This is a genomic window from Streptomyces sp. DSM 40750 (genome assembly GCF_024612035.1).
GTDB lineage: Bacteria > Actinomycetota > Actinomycetes > Streptomycetales > Streptomycetaceae > Streptomyces.
Genome location: NZ_CP102513.1, coordinates 958139 through 978461, shown reverse-complemented (window position 1 = coordinate 978461; position 20323 = coordinate 958139). Strand labels below are relative to the sequence as shown.

The window sequence follows — 20323 nt, the reverse complement described above, 5'->3', positions numbered from 1 at the left end:
CATGTACCGCAAGGACGGCGTCGACTACTTCATCGTCGACGGACACATCCACTTCTGGGACGCCAGCGAGGAGAACACCGCCAACAAGTACGGCGAGGGCTTCATCCGCTGCTTCTACGACTACCAGCGCAACCTCAGCCCCCAGGAGTGGGTGTGGCCGCTGGAGAAGTTCCGCAAGTACAGCGAACAGGACCTGATGCACGACCTGTTCGAGACCGGCTACGTCGACTGGGGCATCTTCCAGCCCACGTACCTCAACGAGTTCTACCGCAGCGGCTTCAACACCACCGAGCGTAACGGTCAGTTGGCCCGTAAGTTCCCCGACCGGCTCATCGCCAACGGCTCTTTCGACCCGCGGGAGGGCGAGGCCGGCCTGGAGCGGCTGCGGAAGCTGCACGCCGAGTGGAACCTGCGGGGCGTCAAGCTCTACACCGCCGAATGGCGCGGCTCCTCCAAGGGCTGGAAGCTGAGCGACCCCGAGACACAGGACTACCTGGCGCTGTGCCAGGAACTCGGCATCCGCAACATCCACGTCCACAAGGGCCCCACCATCTGGCCGCTGAACCGGGACGCCTTCGACGTCGCCGACATCGACCACGCGGCCAGCGCCTTCCCCGGCCTGAACTTCGTCGTGGAGCACTCCGGGCTGCCCCGTCTCGACGACTTCTGCTGGATCGCCACCCAGGAACCCAACGTGTACGCGGGCCTGTCCGTGGTCATGCCGTTCATCCACTCCCGCCCCCGCTACTTCGGCCAGATCATCGGCGAGCTGCTGTACTGGCTCGACGAGGACCGGATCGTGTTCGGCAGCGACTACGCGATCTGGAGCCCGAAGTGGCTGATCGAGAAGTTCGTCGACTTCCAGATCCCCGAGGACCTCCAGTCCGAGTACGGCGTCCTCACCACCGACGCCAAGCGCAAGATCCTCGGCCTCAACCACGCGCGCCTGTACGACCTCAAGGTCCCGGGGAGTGCCCAACTGCCCGCCGCCGCAGCGGTGGCGGCATGACCGCCGTCACCGAGGCGGTCGACCGGGTCACCGCCGTCAACACGGCCCTGGCGGCGGTGCTCGACCCGGAACTCGACCGCCCCATCACCGAACTCGGCTTCGTCAGCTCCGTCAGTGTCGGCGCCGACGGCTCGGTGGAGGCCAGACTCCGGTTGCCCACCTACTTCTGCGCTCCCAACTTCGCCTGGCTGATGGTGGAGGACGCCCGGCGCGAACTGGCCCGGCTGTCCTGGGCGGGGGAGTGCACGGTCGTCCTGGAGGACCACTTCGCCTCCGAGGAGATCAACCAGGGCGTGGGAGGCGAGAAGTCGTTCTCCGAGGCGTTCCCGGGGCTCGCCGACCCCGACCGCATGCAGGAGCTGCGCGCCGTCTTCCTGCGCAAAGGGCACCTGGCGGCCCAGACCCGCCTCGGCAAGCGGCTGCTGGAGCGTGGCTGGACCCACCGGCAACTGGCCGACGCGGTCCTGGGCGACCTGCCCGAGCGCCTGACGGTGACGCTGCGCCGCCGACGCGCCCTGCTCGGCCTCCGGGCGGATGTGTCGGCGCCGCTGTTCACCGACAACGAGGGGCGCGCCGTGCCCGCCGCAGGTCTGGAGCGGCACCTGCTCATGGGTCGTACGGCCGGTGTCGGTATCGGCGCCAACACCGAGTTCTGCGAGGGCCTGCTGGCCACTCGCTACGGGCCCGCCGGCTGGACAGAAGTCAGTAGCAGAAGGGAGGAAGCGTCATGAAAGCCGTACGACTGCACCAGTACGACCACCAGCCCGAGCTCGACGAGGTGCCCGACCCGGTGATCTCCTCACCGCTGGACGTGATCGTGAAGATCGGCGGCGCCGGCGTGTGCCGTACCGACCTGCACATCATCGAGGGCCAGTGGGAGGCCAAGAGCGGGGTGAGCCTGCCGTACGTCCAGGGGCACGAGAACGCGGGCTGGGTCGCGGAGGTCGGATCCGCCGTCACCTCGGTCGCTCCCGGCGACCCGGTGATCCTGCATCCGCTCGTCACCTGCGGACTGTGCGCCGCCTGCCGGCGCGGTGACGACGTGCACTGCGCGGCGAGCGCCTTCCCCGGCATCGACGCGGACGGCGGGTTCGCCGAGTACCTGCGCACCAACGCCCGCGCGGTCGTCCCGCTCGCCCCGGGCCTCGCCCCGGCCGACGTGGCCGCGCTGGCCGACGCGGGCCTGACGGCGTACCACGCGGCGAAGAAGGCGGCCCGCACGCTCGCTCCGGGCGCCAAGGCCGTGGTGATCGGTGCGGGCGGGCTCGGACACATCGGCATCCAGGTGCTGCGGGCGCTCACCCCCGCCGAGCTGATCGTCGTCGACCGGTCGGCGCAGGCACTGAAGCTCGCCGAGACGCTCGGCGCGCACCACACCGTCGTCGCCGACGGCAGCCAGGTCGACCAGGTCGCCGCGCTCACCGGAGGGCAGGGCGCCGAGGCCGTGCTCGACTTCGTCGGCGAGGGCGGCGCCCTGGAGGACGGTGTACGGATGCTGCGCCGGGCCGGCGACTACTACGTGATCGGTTACGGCGGAACCCTGTCCGTGCCGACCATCGACATCATCTCCACCGAGATCAACTTCATCGGAAACCTGGTCGGCTCCTACACCGACCTGGTGGAACTGATGGACCTCGCGGCACGCGGACTGGTCACCCTCCACACCGTCACCTACCCGCTGGACGACTTCGACCGGGCCCTGGACGACCTGAATCAGGGCCGGGTGCGCGGACGCGCCGTCCTCGTGCCCTGAATCAGTACCCCGAGCAGGTGGCGGCGGCCGATCCGTGGACCTTCGTTCGTGAGGGTCGGCGCACCACGGATACCGCACGCCTGGCCGCCGCCACCGCCGTACACCTGCCGCATCGCGTACGCACCTGCCCGAGCCGTACCGAAGGGACGACACCGCCATGGCGAAGGAACTGCGCTTCAATGCCGAAGCGCGCGCACTGCTGGAGAGCGGGGTGAACGCGCTGGCCGACGCCGTGCGTGTCACCCTCGGTCCGAAGGGCCGTAACGCGGTCCTGGAGAAGCTGACCGGGCCGCCCACCATCACCAACGACGGCGTCACCATCGCCCGCGAGATCCAGCTCAAGAACCCCTTCGCCAACATGGGCGCCCAGCTCGTGAAGGAGGTGGCCACCCGCACCAACGGGGACGTCGGCGACGGCACCACCACCGCCACCGTGCTCGCCCAGGCGATCGTCCGCGAGGGGCTGAGGGCGGTCAACGACGGTGCCAATCCGGTGCTGTTGAAGAACGGCATCGAGGCCGCCGTGGCGGCCGCCGTCGACTCCCTGACCACCCAGTCGCGACCGGTCCGCACCGACGGCGAACTCGTCCGGGTGGCCGCCCTGTCCGCCAACAACGACCCCGCCATCGGCGAGGCCATCGCCCAGGCCGTGGCCCGCGTCGGCCGCACCGGCGTCGTGACGGTGGAGGAGTCGTCCGCCTTCGGAATCAGCGTCGAGTACGCCGAGGGCCTTGAGTTCGACAGCGGCTGGATCTCCCCGTACATGGTCACCGACCAAGGACGCATGGAAGCCGTCCTGGAGAACCCGTACCTCCTCTACTGCGACACCAAGATCACCAAGGTGCAGGAGCTGATGCCCGTCCTTGAGCTGGTGATGCGCACCGGCTCCCCGCTGGTCGTCATCGCCGAGAACGTCGACGGGCCCGCGCTCGGCATGCTCGTCACCAACGCGGCGCACGGCACCTTCCGTTCACTCGCGGTACGCGCCCCCGGCTTCGGCTTCCGGCGCATCGCCGAACTGGAGGACATGGCCGCGCTCACCGGTGGCCGGGTCATCACCGGCACCGCGGGCCGCACCCTGGAGAGCGCCACCCTCGACGACCTGGGACGCGCCGAGAAGGTCATCGCCACCGAACGCTCCACCGCCGTCCTCGGCGGGGCCGGCGGCGACGAGCGGGTGGCCGAACGCATCGAGAACCTCAAGACCGAGCTGGAGCGCGCCACCAACGAGCACGACCGGGACAAGCTCGGCGAACGCATCGCGAAACTCTCCGGCGGCGTCGCCGTCATCCGCGTCGGCGCCGCGAGCGGCGTCGAGCTCAAGGAGAAGCAGATGCGCCTGGAGGACTCGCTCGCCGCCACCCGGGCGGCGGCCGAGGAGGGCGTGGTGGCGGGCGGCGGCGCGGCGCTGCTGCACGCCCGGGCCGACATCGCCGCCCTCGACGGGCCCGAACCCGGCCGGGGCGACGAGGACGCCGCGGTGGGCCGCGCCATCGTCGCCAAGGCGCTCGCCGAACCGCTGCGCTGGATCGCCATCAACGCCGGTCTCGACCCCGACGAGGCGGAGGCCAAGGTGGCCACGCTGCCCGTCGGCAGCGGCCTGGACGCCCTGCGCGGCGACTACGCCGACCTGCACCAGCGCGGGATCATCGACCCGGTCAAGGTCACCCGCAGCGCGCTGCTCAGCGCCGCGTCCATCGCCGCCCTGCTGCTCACCACCGAGACGCTGATCGTCGAGGAGATCATCGGCAATCCCGGCTCCATCCACTCCCCGGAGATCGGCGACCTAGCCGAGGGACTGCCGCGGCCGTCCAACATCCCGTAGCCAGAGGCGTGTTGGGTGTTGGGCGTTTGGTGGCGGGCGGGCGCAACGCCCGTTCCGCCACCAAACCCGGTCCTCAGCCGGATCATCCTCTCCAGCGTGGTGGTGGCGCTCAACGTGGGACTGCCGGCGAGCGTGTTCGCGGGCTGAGCGTCCCTTTTTCGTGTTCCAAGGAGCCGTCTCAAGGAGCATTGAATGATCTTCATCGCCGTACGATTCACCGTCCGCCCGGAATACCGCGACCAGTGGCTCGACCGCGTGGCCGACTTCACCGCCGCCACCCGGGCCGAGCCCGGCAACCTCTTCTTCGAGTGGTCCGTCGACACCGCCGCCCCGGGCCGCTTCGTCCTCCTGGAGGCGTTCGCCTCCCAGGAGGCGGGCGTCGAACACGTCGACTCCGACCACTTCAAGGCGGCGATGGCCTGGATGCCGGACGTGGTGGCTGTGACGCCCGACATCATCAACGTCGAGACGGAGGGGCGGGGATGGTCGCGGATGGCGGAGATCACGCCACGGAAGTGACCCCGCCGGGCCGCGGCGTTCCCGCGCTGACCGGTCGGTTCGGCCGGCCCCCGCAGGGAGCGTCCGGTGCCTGATGAACCAGTCTCTTGCCACCTCTGTCCAGGGGAGCCACACATGCCGAAGAGATTCGCCCGCAGCGCCTGGATCGCCTGTGCGACGACGATGGTGTTCCTGCTGGCCGCGTGCGGGATCGGGAACGCGAGTACGGGCCGTGCCGAGCGGCCGGTCGTCCTGACGACGTTCACGGTCCTGGCCGACATCGCCTCCCACGTCGCGGGAGACCACCTCCGGGTGGAGTCCATCACCAAGGCCGGTGCGGAGATCCACGGGTACGAGCCCACACCGGACGACATCAAGAAGGCGGCCGGAGCGGATCTGATCATCGACAACGGCCTGCACCTGGAAGCGTGGTTCGGGCAGTTCGTGGCCGAAATCGACGTGCCGCACGCGGTGGTCAGCGAAGGAGTCACGCCGATCGACATCGCCGAGGACGCCTACCGGGGGCGGGCCAATCCGCACGCGTGGATGTCACCGCTGAACGTGCGGATCTACGTGGACAACATGGTGAAGGCGTTCAGCGACCTGGACCCGGACAACACGGCCGCGTTCAAGGCCAACGGCACGCGCTACAAGCGACAGCTGCAACGGCTTCATGACGAACTGGTGGGTGCGCTGAGCCGCCTGCCGGACAACGAACGTGCACTGGTCACCTGTGAGGGCGCCTTCTCCTACCTGGCACGCGACGCGGGCCTGACCGAACGGTACATCTGGGCCGTCAACGCCGAGCAACAGGCCACTCCGCAGCAGATCACCCGCACGATCGACTTCGTCGAACAGCACAAGGTCCCCGCGGTGTTCTGCGAGTCCACCGTGTCCGACGCCCCGATGCGCCAGGTCGCCTCGGCCAGCGGCGCGCGATTCGGCGGTGTGCTCTACGTCGACTCGCTTTCCGGACCGGACGGTCCCGTGCCCACCTACCTCGACCTGATCCGCCACGACGCGGACACCATCGTCACCGCGCTGACCGGGACCGCCCGATGAGCACGCCGGCGATCCACGTCGACCAGGCCACGGTCCGTTACGGCGACGTCGTCGCACTCGACCGTGTCACTCTGTCGCTGGCCGCCGGACGGGTGTGCGGGCTCGTGGGGATGAACGGCTCGGGCAAGTCGACACTGTTCAAGACCATCATGGGTTCCCTGAAGCCGGACAGCGGCACAGTGCGCGTCAACGGCGGCCCGCCCGCACGGGCACGCAAGTCCGGAGCGATCGGCTACGTACCCCAGAGCGAGGACGTGGACTGGGCGTTCCCGTTGTCGGTACGGGACGTCGTGTTGACCGGCCGCTACGGACACATGGGCTTCACCCGGCGCCCGCGTCGCGCCGACCACGAGGCTGTGGACCACGCCCTGGAGCGAGTACAGCTCACCGACCTCGCCGACCGCCAGATCGGGCGGCTCTCCGGCGGCCAGCGCAAACGCGCGTTCGTCGCCCGCGGAATCGCCCAGGGGGCCGGCATCCTGCTGCTGGACGAGCCCTTCGCCGGTGTGGACAAGGGCTCGGAGGCCACCATCACCCGTCTGCTGCGCGAACTGGCCCGCGACGGGTCCGCCGTCCTGGTGTCCACCCACGACCTGCACGCTCTTCCCCGCCTCGCCGACGAGGCGGTCCTGCTCATGCGCACGGTCCTCGTGCACGGCTCACCGGACGAGGTCCTCCGGCCCGACAACCTCGCGCGGGCGTTCGGTCTGGACGTGCTTCGGCGAGAGGAGACGGTGTGACCTTCTACGAGTTCCTCCTGGAACCCCTCACGTACAGCTTCATGGTCCGGGCCCTCGCGGCCACGCTCGTCGCGGCCGTGGTCTGCGCGGTGCTGTCCTGCTGGCTGGTACTCATCGGCTGGTCGCTCATGGGCGACGCCGTCTCCCACGCCGTGCTGCCCGGCGTGGTGCTGGCCTACATCCTCGGTGTGCCGTTCGCGTTGGGCGCACTCGTCTTCGGCGTGCTGGCCGTCGCGCTCATCGGTGTGGTCCGGGACACCAGCCGGGTCAAGGAGGACGCGGCGATCGGCATCGTGTTCACCACCCTGTTCGCGCTCGGTCTCGTGCTGATCTCGGTCACCCCCAGCCAGACGGACCTCAACCACATCATCTTCGGCAGCCTGCTCGGCGTCGACAGCGCCGACCTGATCCAGATCGCCGCCCTCGGCGCGGTCACCCTCGCCGTGCTGATCCTCAAACGCCGCGACTTCACCCTCTACGCCTTCGACCCGACCCATGCGCAGGCCATCGGCCTGTCCCCTCGTCTGCTCGGCGCGGCCCTGCTCGGACTGCTCGCCTTCACCTGCGTCGTGGCTCTCCAGGTCGCCGGTGTCATCCTGGTCGTGGCCATGCTGGTCATCCCAGGCGCGACCGCCTACCTGCTGACCGACCGATTCCAGCGCATGCTGCTGATCGCACCGGTCTTCTCCACTGCCGCGGCCGTCACCGGCCTGTACCTGAGTTACTACCTCGACACCGCCTCCGGCGGCATGATCGTCCTGGTCCAGGGCACCGCGTTCGCCCTCGTGTACCTCTTCGCCCCGCGCCACGGACTCATCGGCAACCGGATCATCGGACGCCGACGCCGACATCAGCAGGCACACACGTGAACGCCCCGGCGACCATGGTCTCCCTGGCCGCTGTCGATTGCCGCCCCTATCCGCTCACCGGCTGAGGACCACGCCCAGTACGCCTGGCCGACCCAACCCTACGAACGGCTCGATCAACCCGGTCCGCACATCCGCGCGGTCCACCCGGCCCGGCACAGACCGGTCAAGGTGACCGTCCGGTCAAGGTGGCGGTGCCTCACTCGACCTGTGCGAGGAGGCGGTTCCGTCGGTGCTACACAGGCGTGATCATGTAGTGGGTGACAGGGAAGAAGTTCATATTGTGGTCGCCTTTGGTCGCGGACTGGCCGGGGTTCAGCCCGGGGCCCATCTCAATCCGACAGTCGGCGTCGACGTAGAACCTCATGACGTAGCCGGAATTCGCGTTGTTCCGCGCCCCGCCTACCTTCTCGAGTACCGGGATGTCCGTGCAGGTGGTCGCGTCGGAGTACAAAGTGGCGCTGCCACCCGTCATGTCCCACACCTCGTACGCGGTCCCGATGGCGACGGGCTCGCTGTGTTCGTCGGCGCCGGCGGGGGTGGCGACTGCGAGGGCGAGCGCGGCGGGGACGGCTGCGAGCGTGGCGGCTCTCTTGATCTTCTGTAGCACTGTGATCCTTTTGTGGGGGTCGGCCGACCGCGTCCGTCGTTGGGCGTGCGTGGTTGTGCGGCCTGGTTCGAGTGTGTGTGGACGGCGATTCCCCGCCCGGTGGGTGGTTGGAAGTCCCACTCGACGCGTGTGAGTGGCCCACGGAAGCGGACGCCTGTCCGGTACTGCGGGTTACCGTAATGGACGGCTGTCCGGTCCTGCAAGGGTCGAGTTCGAGGTGAACTGGAGCGACAGGCAGGCGAGTTGAGTGGAGCGGCCGGCGCTGATGGGGTGGCGGGTTTGTCGGTGGAGGTGGGTTCACGACTCAGCCCCTTGCTAACCGGACTGCCGTCCGCTACGTTCTCCGGAGTAGCGGACTACAGTCCGCTTAGCGGCACCAAAGCGCCGGATACGGCAAGCCCCATGGCCGACTGCCAGCCGTCGTGCCCACCAACGCGCCGGTACGTGACCGGCGTACGCCACCACCACCTGCCCATCCGACCTGATCGCGTTCTGTCCGCGGAGGCATCAAGTGCTTGACATCGCCCAAGAGTTGAGACCGTGGCTCGATGGCGGCCGGGAGTTCGCCGTGGCCACCGTTGTCGGCGTCAGCGGCAGCGCGCCACGCGGACTCGGGGCGGCCATGGCGGTCGACCGCGAAGGCACCGTCATCGGATCGGTCTCCGGCGGTTGTGTGGAAGGAGCCGTTTATGACCTTTGCAGGCAAGCGATCGAAGACGGCAGGTCGATAGTCGAACGGTTCGGCTACAGCGACGAGGATGCCTTCGCCGTCGGCCTCACCTGCGGCGGGATCATCGACATCCTGGTCACGCCGGTCACCGCCGACACGCCGGTCAGGGCGGTGTTCCGGTCCGCCCTGACCGGTGCTGTCCGCGACGAACCGGCAGCCCTCACACAGGTGGTCCGCGGCCCGGCCGAGCTCCTGGGCAAGAGCCTGCTCGTTCGTCCCGACGGCACGTATGAGGGATCGCACGGAGACGACCACGCCACGCTGGACCGGACCGCGGCCGCCCGGGCGCACGCCCTGCTGGAAGCCGGCCGCACCGGCACGGTCGAGATCTCCGCGAGCGCAGCGAGATGGGGGTCCCCCCGGACGGAGTCCGGAAGAGGATCCCACTGCCCCGGCGGCCTCACGCTGCTCGTCGCGGTGAACACGCCTCCTCCCCGCATGATCGTGTTCGGGGCGATCGACTTCGCGGCGGCACTGGTCCGGGTCGGCAAGTTCCTCGGCTACCACGTCACCGTGTGCGACGCCCGCCCCGTCTTCGCCACCCGGGCCCGCTTCCCGGACGCCGACGACATCGTCGTCGACTGGCCTCACCGCTACCTCCAGCGCACACCGACCGACGCACGCACCGTCCTGTGCGTCCTCACCCACGACGCCAAGTTCGACGTGCCTCTGCTGCAGGAGGCCCTGCGGATGCCGGTCGCCTACGTCGGCGCCATGGGCTCGCGCCGCACCCACACCGACCGCGAGCGCAGGTTGCGCGAAGCCGGCCTGGACGAGCAGGAGTTGGCCCGGCTCAGGTCACCGATCGGCCTCGACCTCGGCGCCCGCACGCCCGAAGGGACCGCCCTGTCCATCGCGGCGGAGATCATCGCCATCCGAGACGGCGGCACGGGCGTCCCCCTGACCGACGCCCAGATGCCCATCCACCGCGACGCAGGTCAGCCGGCCGTACTGCGGACCGTGCTGGGAGTCGCCTGAAGGTCATGCCCGGTGCGTCGCATGCAGGGCAACCGAGCCTCTCCGGACCTTCGGGTGCGGAGACCACCAAGACCTATCCATACATGCGCAGATCAATCTGGAGACTTTCATGAAGTCCCGCACTCTCAGCCGCCGTGTCACCGTTCTCGGCGTCGGTGTCCTCACCACAGCCGCACTGACCGTGGGCGCCACAGCCTTCGCCGGTACCGGGACCCCCGCGAAGTCGTCCGCCGCGGTGGCCTCGCCGGCCTCCCAGGCCGCCAAGGAAGCGCGCAACAAGCGGGTCGCGCTCGCCTTCGTGGACCTGGCCCTCAACAAGAAGCAGCCGAAGAAGGCCGCCGACCTTTACTTGCGGGACCCCTACATTCAGCACAACCCCCAGATCACCAACGGCAAGAAGGCGTTCGTCACCTGGGCGACGAACTTCATCAAGGCGGTACCGGACGTGAAGGTGGACTTCAAGCGGGTCCTCGCCGACGGCGACCTTGTGGTGATCCACAGCCGGTTGACCACCTCGGCGACGGATCGTGGCACCGCGGTTGCCGACATCGTCCGGTTCAAGAACGGCAAGATCGTCGAGCACTGGGACGTCCTCCAGGCGGTGCCCGAGACCTCGGCCAACGGCAACACCATGTTCTGAACACGCAGGGGCCCGCACACGATGGCGCCGCGCCGCGCGGGTCCTGTCCAACTCGGCGTGCTGCGTCCGGGGGAGTCGTAGTGCCGAGGATCGGTCCGCCGCGCTCAGCGGCACTCCTGGCCGCCGGTTCCCGTCCGGGCCTCCGGCGACAACCGCCCTTTGCCCGGCGCCCGCCAACGGAACAGCAGACCGCCTGAGCAACGGGCACACGGGGCACCCTCGCGGGGGCACGGCCACCGGTAAGCCCCTGACAACCACCAGTACCCCAACGAGGGAGAGTGGACATGTCCACCGAACTTCCCGACTCAGTTGTATTCCCATCCGCCGAGCCCTCCTCGGCGCCGACCCGACGTACCTTCATCGCGACGACCACTGTCGTCGGAGGGGCTGCCCTGGCCGGCGGCCTGGTCGCGGGGCCGCCCGCCCTCGGTATCGAGGAAGCGGCGGCCGTCGAGGCACCGCCCGGCAGTCGCGTTTCCCTGACGGTCAACGGCGTCCGGCGCACCGTCACGGTCGACAACCGCACCTCGCTGCTGGACCTGCTGCGCGAGCACCTGGACCTGACTGGTTCCAAGAAGGGCTGCAACGCCGGTGCCTGCGGCGCCTGTACCGTCCTGGTCGACGGACGCCGGGTCAATTCCTGTCTGACGCTGGCGGTGCGGCTGGAGGGCGCCGAGGTCACCACGATCGAGGGCCTGGAGAAGGGTGAGCGGCTCCACCCACTGCAGCAGGCGTTCATCGACCAGGACGCCTACCAGTGCGGCTTCTGCACCCCCGGCCAGATCGTGTCCGGTGCCGCGTGCATCCAGGAGGGCCACACCGGCTCCGCCGAGGAGATCCGGGAGTGGATGAGCGGCAACCTCTGCCGCTGCGGCTGCTACGTCAAGATCGTGCGCGCGGTCGAGCAGACCGCCCGCGGGAAATGAGGCCCGGTCATGCATCCCTTCACCTACACCAAGGTCTCCGACACCCGTGGGGCACTCGACGCCGGCCGACGCGGCGGCCGCTACATCGCGGGCGGCACCACCCTTGTGGACCTGATGCGCGAGACCGTCGAACGCCCCGGCACGCTGGTCGACATCAGCACCCTGCCCTTGCACGAGGTGACGGCCACCGAACGCGGCGGCCTGCGGATCGGCGCGCTGGTACGGATGGCCGAGGCCGCCGCCCACCCCAAGGTACGCACCCTGTATCCCGTCATTTCCGAGGCACTGGAGCTGAGCGCGTCGCCCCAACTGCGGAACATGGCCACGATCGGCGGCAACATCATGCAGCGCACCCGGTGCACGTACTTCCGTGACGTGACCGCCGCCTGCAACAAGCGCGATCCGGGCTCCGGCTGTGCGGCCCGCGACGGATTCAACCGCACCCACGCGATCCTCGGCACGTCCGAGTCCTGCGTGGCCACGCACCCCTCCGATGCCGCCGTGGCCTTCGCGGCGCTGGAGGCGAGCGTGCGCCTGCTGGGCCCGGACGGCGGGCGCACCGTCCCGTTCGCCGACTTCCTGCTGCGGCCCGGCAGCACCCCGAACAACGAACAGGCCCTGCGGAAGGGTGAGTTGATCACCGCCGTGGAAATCCCGGCCCACGCGCGCCCGCTCAAATCCGGCTATCTGAAGGTGCGAGACCGGCAGTCGTACGAATTCGCCCTCACCTCGGCGGCCGTCGCACTGCACATCCGCGGTGGCGTGATCCGCGAGGCGAAGGTGGCCGCCGGAGGCGTGGGCACCGTGCCCTGGAAGCTGACCGCTGTCGAACAGCGGCTCATCGGTGAGCGGCCCTCGAAGGCCCTGTGGGCCGAGGCGGCCGAGCGGGCGGCGGACGGGGCCAGCCCCCTTCAGCACAACCGCTTCAAGGTCGAGTTGCTCAAACGCACCGTCGAACGGCAACTGCGCGCCGTAGGAGGCACCAAGTGAGCCAGCCACAGGCAGCCGTCGGCGCGTCGGTGCCCCGGGTCGACGCACGGCTGAGGGTCACCGGGCGAACGAAGTTCGCCGGAGACAACAGCCCCGACGGGGTCGTCCACGCGGTCATCGTCGACAGCAGTGTCGGCCGTGGCCGTGTCACCGGCGTCGACGCCCGCGCCGCCCTCGCCCAGACCGGCGTCCTGAAGGTGATCAGCCACCTCAACGCGCCCAAGCTCCCGCCCCGCACGGGGTGGTGGCCGCCGCCCGGGGCGCTGCGCCCCTTCCAGGACGACCGCGTCCGGTTCTTCGGGCATCCCGTCGCGGTCGTGGTGGCGACCACGCTGGAGGTGGCACAGCACGCCGCGAGCCTGGTGGAGGTCTCCTACGACGCCGAGCCGGTCTCGACCGACATGGGCACCGCCGACTCTGCGGGTGATCCCGAGACGTATGCCCGCGGAGACGCGGACGGGGCCTTGGGGGCCGCCGCCGTCAAGCTGGACCTGGCGTACCGGATGGCCCGCAACCACCACAACCCGATGGAACCGGCCGGCACCGTCGCCCGCTGGGACGGTGACAAGCTCACCATCTGGGAGAAGACCAACTGGGTGGCCGGCGCCATGATGACCATGGCCAGTGAGTTCGGCATGCCGCAGGACAAGATCCGCGTCATCGCGCCGGTCGTCGGCGGCGGCTTCGGCAGCGCCGGCCGGACCTGGGTGCACACCGTCATCGCGGCCCTGGCGGCCCGCGAGGTGAAGCGCCCCGTGAAACTCCTGCTCACCCGCCGGCAGACGTACTTCGGCGTGGGATTCCGGCCCGCATACGAGTACGGACTGCGGCTGGGCAGCGACCGGCGGGGCCGCCTGAGCGCGTCGGTGCACGACGTCCGCGCCGAGACCTCCAGCTACGAAACGCACAGCGAAGGCGTTCTCGAACCCGGCCGGATGCTCTACAGCACGCCCAACGTCCGCCAGGAGTACGGGCACGTACCGCTGGACGTGAACACGCCGACGTTCATGCGCGGCCCCGGCTACGCCAGCGGCGCCTTCCCCGTCGAGTCGGCGATGGACGAACTCGCCCACGAACTGGGCCTGGACCCGATCGAGCTGCGGCTGCGCAACGAGCCCGCCGCCGACGAGTCCACCGGGCTGCCGTTCTCCACCCGCCGCCTGCGCGACTGCTACCGCGTGGGCGCCCGCGAGTTCGGCTGGCACCGGCGCAACCCCAAGCCGCGCTCGACGCGCGACGGTGACTGGCTCATCGGTATGGGGATGGCTGCCGGTGTCTACGACACCGAGCGCAGCGCGGCCCAGGCCTCGGTCCGGCTCGACGCCGACGGCACCGCCCTGCTGCAGTCCGCCACCAGCGACATGGGCCCCGGCACGGCCACGTCCATGACCCAGGTCGCCGCCGACGCCCTCGGCCTGACCATGCGCCAGGTGACCTTCCGGCTCGGCGACTCCCTCATGCCCCCGGCCCCCGTCCACGCCGCCTCGCAGACCATGGCCAGTGTCGGCTCCGCCGTCCAGGACGGCTGCGACAAACTGCGCAAGCAGGCCATCACCCTGGCGGTGAAGGACGAAGGATCACCGCTGCACGGCGTCGACCCCGCCGACGTCGTGGTACGCGGCGGCCGGCTGCACGTCAAGGACAACCCCGCGCGCGGGGAGACCTACCAGCGGCTCTTGGCCCGCAACAACCGCACCCACCTCGAAACGCTCGGCTCGTACGCCGGGGCGCCCGAATCGGGGAAGTTCTCCTTCTACGCCTACGCCGCGACCTTCGCGGAAGTAGCCGTCGACGCCCGCCTCGGCCTGGTAAGGGTCCGGCGCATGGTCGGTGTGTACGACGCCGCCCGGATCATCAGCCCGAGACTCGCCGACAGCCAGGCCATCGGGGCCATGATCGGCGGCATCGGCCAGGCCCTGCTGGAGCACACGGTCACCGACCACCGCGACGGCCGGATCGTCAACGCCAACCTCGCCGACTACCTCGTGCCGACCCACGCCGACATTCCCAAGGACCTGAAGGCGTTCTTCATCGAGGGGGAGGACTACGAGGCCGACCCGATCGGCGTCAAGGGACTCGGTGAGATCGTCATCGTCGGAGTGGCGCCCGCCATCGCCAACGCGGTCTTCAACGCCACCGGCCGCCGGATCCGCGAACTGCCCATCACCCCCGAAGCCCTGCTCTGAACGCCCGGGTGGCCGGTCCAGCCGCCGGTCACCCAGGAGTTCCCACCAGCGTCCGGCGGCTTACGACCCCCCACCCGCCGGGCATCAGGGCCGCCGCCGAGTCATCCTCCCCCGGGACACGGCGGCGGCCCGCCCAAGCAGCCCGCCTCCGACGTCGACGACCGTGAACCAGACTTCGCAGCGGTTGATCGACCACGGTCATGGCGGGGCGTCCAAATCGGCGAGCCGGGCCAGTGTGAGGCCGTCGAACGCGACCACCACGAACTGGGCGCCTATGACGGCCCGTTGGGCCTGACACGTCGGCTCATGCGGGCCGCGGGCCGGTGCGCGTCAGCGCGGGACGCGCGACCGAAGCCCTCGCTAAGCGGACTGCTGTCCACTAGGTTCCACCCCACGACCGGACGGTTGTCCGGTTGAGTTATCCGTAAGGGGGTGGCCGCATACGGCGTGAACGCCGGTGGCGTTCGCGGCCGGCGCCGAGGGGCGGCGTCAGGCGGTCCCCTTGACGCCGGCCCTTGACCGCGAGTCGAACGGCCGCGCCGTCAGTCTTCGGGTGATCCCGGAAGGCTCTCGGCATCCAAGGGGGCGTGAGCGACGTCGGGCGTCCTCGGGCGCCATGACCGCGGCCCCACGTTGGCGGGATTCGATACGTCGCTTTCGCCCCTTCGCGTCACAGGTCACTTCCACCATCGCCAGTCCTTCCGAGACAACGGAGACGCACCATGAATCTGCCCCGTCGAAACGTGCTGACCGGGGCGGCCGCCGCCGCGGCCGCTGTCACTTTCAGTGGATCAGCGGCAATCGCGGCCTCCGGCGGAAGTCGACCAACCGGCCCAGCACATTCGGCTTCAGAAATGGGCCGTGGCATGTCGAAGGGCCGCATCCTGATCCGCAACGGCCACGTCATCGACACCGAGCCCCAGCCGGTCGCCCATGCCCACACCGACGTCCTGATCGAGGGGGGCAAGATCACCGCCGTCGGGCGCAACCTCCGCTCCAAGGGCGCCATGGTCATCGATGCCACCGACCGCATCGTGCTCCCGGGCTTCGTGGACACCCACCGGCACGTGTGGCACTCGGCGCTGCGCAGCGCGGCCATCGACATCGATCTCGGCGCCTACTTCCGCCTTCTGGGGCAAGTCGGCCCGAAGTTCCGGCCGCAGGACGTGCGCATCGCGACCCTGGCCGGCGCGCTGGAGTGCCTCGACGCCGGCATCACCACCCAACTGGACTTCGCGCACATCGCGTACTCGCCCGAACTGGCGAACGCCGCCGTCGACGCACTGAAGGAGGCGGGGCTGCGCGCGGTCTTCGCCTACGGCACCCCGGTCAACGTCACCGCGGGCGGGAAGCTCGCCGACGTCCGCCGGATCCGCGAGCGTCTGGCCGACGACAACGCGCTCGTCACCATGGCATACGCCCCGCTCGGCCCCCTGTCCACCCCGATGGAGACAGTGGCCAGGGACTGGCGCATAGCCGACGAGCTGGACCTGCCGCTGACGATCCACCTCGCCAGCAGCCCCAACAACGAACAGCCGATTTTCGCCCTGCGCGAGGCCGGCCTGCTCCGCGAGAAGACCCTCTACGTCCACGCCAACGGCATCGGCGACGACGAGCTGAAGCTGATCGCCGACTCGGGCGCCACCGCCTCGGCCACGCCCGGCGACGAGGCCGGCCGCCTACGGCGCGCCGGTATCACCACCGGCACCGGCATCGACACCGTCGCCTTCGCCCCCGGCGACATGTTCTCCACGATGCGGGCAGCACACCTCGCCGGCCAGATCGCCGAAGACCCCCAGCTGACCGCCAAGGACGTCCTGCGGATGGCCACCCTGGACGGCGCCGCCGCGATGGGGCTGGCCGACCGCACCGGCTCACTGCGCCCCGGCAAGCAGGCCGACGTCATCCTGCTCCGCCTGGACGACCTCAACATGCTCACCGCCGAGCGCGACCCCATCGGGGCCGTGGTCACGGAGGCGCAGCCACACAACGTGGACACGGTCCTCGTGGCAGGCAAGGTCGTGAAGGCCGGGGGCCGACTGGTCCACGCCGATCTCCGCCGTACCGCCCGGGCCCTGCGCGCCACCGCGGCCGCGATCAGCGGTCGCTGACCGGAACCACGGCCTCCGGCCCTGGCAGCTGTCCGCGAGCCTCTGCGAGGAAGGGCCTCACGCATGTCATCGAGGAACCCCCTTCGCCGCACATGGAATTGAGCAGGACCTCTTGCCCGCTGACCGCAACTCGGCAGCAGTCCCATGCCTTTCGTCTGCCGACGTGCCGTGCCGCAGAGCGCGCGGAAGGGCTGTCGTGGCTGTTGCCGACGCCGAGTAAGGGCCTCGGACTCACAGAAACCATGGATGAGGGGATGACTGGCTGGTGAAGGGACACACCATGCGCGTGAGCGGCCTGCTGCACTACGGCCTGCAATTGCCCGACCTGGCGCGGGGCAAGGACTTCTACACGGACTTCGGCCTCAGTTCGGCCGAGCGCGGCAATCAGTTGGTCGTGCGCTGCGACGGCCGGGACCAGGACCAGACGGTGCTGGTCGAGGGCCCTGACAAACGGCTGCACCACGTTGCTTTCGCCGCGCCGGTCGGCTCGCTGCCCGAGTTGCAGCGTCACCTGGAGTCGCTGGGTACCGCGCTGCAGGACGCTCCGGCCGAGGGTCTTCAGGGTGGTCTGTGGTTCAGGGATCCGGACGGCAACGCGGTGAACGTGCGGGAGCAGGAACTGGCCCCGCCGCGCCTCGTCATACGGCCGAAGCAAAACCTTGCCGGTGACTACCAGCGGGTGGACGAGGCACTCTGGCTGACCGCGAACACCCCGCCGCGCCCGCGCAGGCTGGGTCACATGCTGCTTTTCTCCTCGGACATCAACCGTTCTCAGGAGTTCTACGAGCGCACGCTCGGGCTGCGACTGTCCGACAAGATCCCAGGCGCGGCCGTGTTCATGAACGCGGGACCCGGCGACCACCACGTGTTCGGCTTCGTCCGGAGCAGTCATCCGGGTCTGCATCACTCCAGCTGGGAGGTCGGCAACCTCGACGAGCTGATGGTCGGTGCCCAGACCATGGCGGACAGGGGGCACCGGATCGGCTGGGGGCTGGGACGTCATTTCCCGGGTTCCAACCTCTTCCACTACATGCGTGACCCGTGGGGCAGCTGGATCGAGTACTTCATCGACATGGACCAGATCACCGAGAACTGGCAGGCACGGGAGTGGGGTTGGGACGATGCGAAGGCCACTCCCGAGCGGCCGGCAGTGTGGTGCCCGGTGGTACCGGAGGCGTTCATGCACAATCTCGAACCGAAGCCGGAATGAAGCGCACCCGCTCTCGAAAAGAGCTCTGATGAGTTGCCGTCATGTCCTGGTGAAACTTGGGCGTCAAGGCCAGGTACTTGGAGGCGAGGATCTGCGGCAGGCGCGACAACTGGCCATGGGCCTCGGTGGGGATGGGCCTTTGAACGCTTCCGAGTAGTGGCTGAGGGGGGCCATCTCGCCGAGGGTGCCATTGGTGGAGATGGCCCCGACACCCGCCTCGACGAGCGCTCGGGTCGCCCGCTCGGTCTCGGCCAGGTCGACGGCGAAGGGCGCGTCCGGCTGGGCGGCGTCCTCGGTCGATCAGTCCGGCCGACTGGCGCTGGTGCAGACCCAGTTGTTCGAGCAGCTTCGGGTTCTCGATGATCAACAGGCGTGCCGTTTCCGGGCCGGTGTTGTGGTTGCGGTGCCACACGCCGAGTTCGGGGCGGCGATACCGCTCACCTGAGGTGAAAGCTTTCTGTGAAGCTATCGCGCTAGTGACCTATAGTGTAGAAGTGACAGCGACATCAGATCCCGTGGACGCGTGGATGCAGGCGTGGCGTACGGAGCTGCCCGAGGTCGTGTTTCCCTCGTCGGAGCTGAGCAAGCGGATCATGTTCCTCTCCGCGGCCCTGGACCGCGTGACGCGGCGCGATCTGACTGAACTCGGGCTGACGGTCGCTGAGTTCGACGTGCTGGTGACGTTGCGCAGAGCCGGTGAGCCGTACCGAATGAAGCCGAACCAGTTGGCCCGCTCCCTGATGCTTTCCACCGGCGGTACCACCAACGTCACCCACCGTCTGGTGGCCCGCGGCGCCGTTGAGCGGGAGGGCGACCCGGCTGACGCCCGAAGTACCTGGATACGGCTGACGCCGGATGGCATCGCGCTCGCCGAGCGCGCGGTCCTCGCCATGTCGGCCGAGCATGACGCCTTCTTCGAGGGTGTGCCGGCAGAAATCGTCGATGCCGCGACCGCCGCACTTCGGGACCTCATCACCGCCTGCCCGGGCCTGCTCCCCCGTGGCTCCGCGGCGCGGGACGCCCGAGCCCAGGGCCGAGTCTGAGGATCGCCGCATCATCGGCGTGCGCGTGCGCGCGGGCGCGTCGAAGGGGCTGTATGAGTCGCTACGGCGGGGACGTTGACGTCGCCGCCGTCACGCACAGTGACACCGGTGTCGAGAGGCTCCGGGGCCTCGATGAAGGATCCGGCCCGCGCTCGGGAACACCCGTGGGAGGCAGTCGGCATGATCTCGACTTTCGCCCATCTTGCGGGGAGCCCCGCGCGTGAACGCACGGGGCTCCCCGGTCTGAACTTCGGGTTGTGCGCAGGGCCCGTCCCAGCGCTCGAATGCGTCGGTGTGAGTCGTTCACGCGGACTTCAGGTGTGCGACGCCCTGCCCGTTCCTGGCGGTTTTCAGCGACGCCGCAGGCCGCCGTCGACGAGGTGGATCTGGCCGGTGATGAACGAGGCGTCGTCGGAGGCGAGGAACGCGACGAGGTTTGGCGACGTCTTCGGGGGCCTGCTGTCGCTTCAGGTTCTGAATGTCGACGTAGTGGGCGAAGGCCTCCTCGGAGAGGTGGGTCAGGGTGGCAGGCGTGGGGACGACGCTCGGAGCGAGGGCGTTGACCGTGGTGTCGTAAGGTGCCAGGTCCGTGGCCAGCGCATGGGTGAAGCCGTTGATGGCGCCCTTGGCGGAGACATAGGCGAGGAAGGCCGGCGGGGCTTCCCAGTAGCTCGACGAGGACATGCTGATCACCCGCCCATGGGAAGACCTTTTGAGGTCCTCGACGAAGGCCTTCGTGACCAGGAACGCGCCGGTGACGTTGATCGAGAACAGGTTCGTCCACTGTTCGAGCGACGTGTCCTCCAGGACGGCCAGCAAGGGGATGGCCGCGTTGTTGACGACTATGTCGACCTCGCCCAGCTCCGCGTGGACCCGTTCGGCGAACGAGTTCACCGACTCCTGGTCGGAGACTGTCGCCCTTCGCGCTGAAGAAGCGTCGGCCGTTCGCCTCGACGATCGCCTGGTTTTCCTCTGCGGGGTTGACGTCGAGGACCGCTATGTCGGCGAGCCTTCCTCAGACAGCTTCTGCACGATCGCGCGGCCGATTCCGGCGGCGCCGCCCGTCACGACGGCGATCCGGCCGTCCAGTTTCTTCGCCATGATGTTCGTTCCTTTTCATGTGGGTGTGAGGGTGATGCGGGTTCT

At 69.2% G+C, this 20323-nt stretch carries 19 protein-coding genes; 17 read left to right on the top strand and 2 right to left on the bottom strand.

Translation table 11 applies throughout. The annotated features are described in order from the left end of the window. Nucleotide 1: 1 nt before the first annotated feature. The 8 genes from JIX55_RS04600 to JIX55_RS04565 all read left to right on the top strand — a co-directional run bounded on the left by JIX55_RS04600 (nt 2) and on the right by JIX55_RS04565 (nt 7756). Nucleotides 2–1009 (top strand): amidohydrolase family protein, encoded by a 1008-nt coding sequence (locus tag JIX55_RS04600; RefSeq protein WP_257561934.1) that lies wholly within the window; start codon nt 2–4, stop codon nt 1007–1009. Further along, the gene (locus JIX55_RS04595; RefSeq protein WP_257561933.1) at nt 1006–1740 is read left to right on the top strand and encodes an iron-sulfur cluster assembly protein; all 735 of its coding nucleotides are present in this window, start codon (nt 1006–1008) and stop codon (nt 1738–1740) included. The genes JIX55_RS04600 and JIX55_RS04595 overlap by 4 nt, the downstream gene beginning before the upstream one ends. Continuing rightward, nucleotides 1737–2762: an NAD(P)-dependent alcohol dehydrogenase gene (locus tag JIX55_RS04590; RefSeq protein WP_257561932.1), complete on the top strand. Its 1026-nt coding sequence runs from the start codon at nt 1737–1739 to the stop codon at nt 2760–2762. Before JIX55_RS04595 ends, JIX55_RS04590 begins: the two co-directional genes overlap by 4 nt. 157 nt (nt 2763–2919) lie before the next feature. After that, complete coding sequence (groL, locus tag JIX55_RS04585; RefSeq protein ID WP_257561931.1) at nt 2920–4587, top strand: chaperonin GroEL; 1668 nt, start codon at nt 2920–2922, stop codon at nt 4585–4587. A 192-nt stretch (nt 4588–4779) separates the two neighbouring features. Next, nucleotides 4780–5106: a putative quinol monooxygenase gene (locus tag JIX55_RS04580; RefSeq protein ID WP_257561930.1), complete on the top strand. Its 327-nt coding sequence runs from the start codon at nt 4780–4782 to the stop codon at nt 5104–5106. Between the two features lie 114 nt (nt 5107–5220). Next, nucleotides 5221–6147, top strand: coding sequence for a metal ABC transporter substrate-binding protein (locus JIX55_RS04575; RefSeq protein WP_257561929.1), 927 nt, complete (start codon nt 5221–5223; stop codon nt 6145–6147). Next, a complete protein-coding gene (locus tag JIX55_RS04570; protein ID WP_257561928.1) occupies nt 6144–6887 on the top strand; it encodes a metal ABC transporter ATP-binding protein in 744 nt (247 codons plus the stop codon). The genes JIX55_RS04575 and JIX55_RS04570 overlap by 4 nt, the downstream gene beginning before the upstream one ends. After that, entirely contained in the window at nt 6884–7756 is an 873-nt protein-coding gene (locus JIX55_RS04565) for a metal ABC transporter permease (protein ID WP_257561927.1), read from the top strand. The genes JIX55_RS04570 and JIX55_RS04565 overlap by 4 nt, the downstream gene beginning before the upstream one ends. Nucleotides 7757–7988: 232 nt before the next feature. On the opposite strand, the gene JIX55_RS04560 is transcribed toward JIX55_RS04565, so the two are convergent. After that, nucleotides 7989–8363: a hypothetical protein gene (locus tag JIX55_RS04560; RefSeq protein ID WP_257561926.1), complete on the bottom strand. Its 375-nt coding sequence runs from the start codon at nt 8361–8363 to the stop codon at nt 7989–7991. A gap of 511 nt (nt 8364–8874) precedes the next feature. Between JIX55_RS04560 and JIX55_RS04555 the strand changes: the two genes are divergently transcribed. The 9 genes from JIX55_RS04555 to JIX55_RS04515 all read left to right on the top strand — a co-directional run bounded on the left by JIX55_RS04555 (nt 8875) and on the right by JIX55_RS04515 (nt 19177). Next, nucleotides 8875–10071 (top strand): XdhC family protein, encoded by a 1197-nt coding sequence (locus JIX55_RS04555; RefSeq protein ID WP_257561925.1) that lies wholly within the window; start codon nt 8875–8877, stop codon nt 10069–10071. Between the two features lie 109 nt (nt 10072–10180). Continuing rightward, nucleotides 10181–10711: a nuclear transport factor 2 family protein gene (locus JIX55_RS04550; RefSeq protein WP_257561924.1), complete on the top strand. Its 531-nt coding sequence runs from the start codon at nt 10181–10183 to the stop codon at nt 10709–10711. Nucleotides 10712–10995: 284 nt separating this feature from the next. Further along, complete coding sequence (locus JIX55_RS04545) at nt 10996–11637, top strand: (2Fe-2S)-binding protein (RefSeq protein ID WP_257561923.1); 642 nt, start codon at nt 10996–10998, stop codon at nt 11635–11637. 9 nt (nt 11638–11646) lie between these two features. Then, complete coding sequence (locus JIX55_RS04540; RefSeq protein WP_257561922.1) at nt 11647–12627, top strand: FAD binding domain-containing protein; 981 nt, start codon at nt 11647–11649, stop codon at nt 12625–12627. Further along, nucleotides 12624–14813 carry a xanthine dehydrogenase family protein molybdopterin-binding subunit gene (locus JIX55_RS04535; RefSeq protein WP_257561921.1) on the top strand — a complete coding sequence of 730 codons (2190 nt, stop codon included), beginning with the start codon at nt 12624–12626 and terminating at the stop codon, nt 14811–14813. The genes JIX55_RS04540 and JIX55_RS04535 overlap by 4 nt, the downstream gene beginning before the upstream one ends. 866 nt (nt 14814–15679) lie before the next feature. Then, nucleotides 15680–16924, top strand: a complete 1245-nt coding sequence (locus JIX55_RS04530) for an amidohydrolase family protein (RefSeq protein ID WP_257561920.1) — start codon at nt 15680–15682, stop codon at nt 16922–16924. Between the two features lie 280 nt (nt 16925–17204). Next, a complete protein-coding gene (locus tag JIX55_RS04525) occupies nt 17205–18134 on the top strand; it encodes a VOC family protein (protein WP_257561919.1) in 930 nt (309 codons plus the stop codon). Between the two features lie 199 nt (nt 18135–18333). Then, entirely contained in the window at nt 18334–18579 is a 246-nt protein-coding gene (locus JIX55_RS04520; RefSeq protein WP_257561918.1) for a hypothetical protein, read from the top strand. Nucleotides 18580–18628: 49 nt separating this feature from the next. After that, nucleotides 18629–19177 (top strand): MarR family winged helix-turn-helix transcriptional regulator, encoded by a 549-nt coding sequence (locus tag JIX55_RS04515; RefSeq protein WP_257561917.1) that lies wholly within the window; start codon nt 18629–18631, stop codon nt 19175–19177. 303 nt (nt 19178–19480) lie between these two features. On the opposite strand, the gene JIX55_RS04505 is transcribed toward JIX55_RS04515, so the two are convergent. Then, nucleotides 19481–20071: an SDR family NAD(P)-dependent oxidoreductase gene (locus JIX55_RS04505; protein ID WP_331609573.1), complete on the bottom strand. Its 591-nt coding sequence runs from the start codon at nt 20069–20071 to the stop codon at nt 19481–19483. Between the last annotated feature and the right edge of the window lie 252 nt (nt 20072–20323).

Excerpts from the sequence above, each read along its gene's own strand:
- JIX55_RS04530 (WP_257561920.1), top strand. The coding sequence starts at position 15,680 with ATGTCGAAGGGCCGCATCCTGATCCGCAACGGCCACGTCATCGACACC.
- JIX55_RS04570 (WP_257561928.1), top strand. The coding sequence starts at position 6,144 with ATGAGCACGCCGGCGATCCACGTCGACCAGGCCACGGTCCGTTACGGC.
- JIX55_RS04590 (WP_257561932.1), top strand. The coding sequence starts at position 1,737 with ATGAAAGCCGTACGACTGCACCAGTACGACCACCAGCCCGAGCTCGAC.
- JIX55_RS04545 (WP_257561923.1), top strand. The coding sequence starts at position 10,996 with ATGTCCACCGAACTTCCCGACTCAGTTGTATTCCCATCCGCCGAGCCC.
- JIX55_RS04575 (WP_257561929.1), top strand. The coding sequence starts at position 5,221 with ATGCCGAAGAGATTCGCCCGCAGCGCCTGGATCGCCTGTGCGACGACG.
- JIX55_RS04550 (WP_257561924.1), top strand. The coding sequence starts at position 10,181 with ATGAAGTCCCGCACTCTCAGCCGCCGTGTCACCGTTCTCGGCGTCGGT.
- JIX55_RS04595 (WP_257561933.1), top strand. The coding sequence starts at position 1,006 with ATGACCGCCGTCACCGAGGCGGTCGACCGGGTCACCGCCGTCAACACG.
- groL (WP_257561931.1), top strand. The coding sequence starts at position 2,920 with ATGGCGAAGGAACTGCGCTTCAATGCCGAAGCGCGCGCACTGCTGGAG.
- JIX55_RS04525 (WP_257561919.1), top strand. The coding sequence starts at position 17,205 with ATGCGCGTGAGCGGCCTGCTGCACTACGGCCTGCAATTGCCCGACCTG.
- JIX55_RS04540 (WP_257561922.1), top strand. The coding sequence starts at position 11,647 with ATGCATCCCTTCACCTACACCAAGGTCTCCGACACCCGTGGGGCACTC.
- JIX55_RS04580 (WP_257561930.1), top strand. The coding sequence starts at position 4,780 with ATGATCTTCATCGCCGTACGATTCACCGTCCGCCCGGAATACCGCGAC.
- JIX55_RS04520 (WP_257561918.1), top strand. The coding sequence starts at position 18,334 with ATGGCCCCGACACCCGCCTCGACGAGCGCTCGGGTCGCCCGCTCGGTC.
- JIX55_RS04600 (WP_257561934.1), top strand. The coding sequence starts at position 2 with ATGTACCGCAAGGACGGCGTCGACTACTTCATCGTCGACGGACACATC.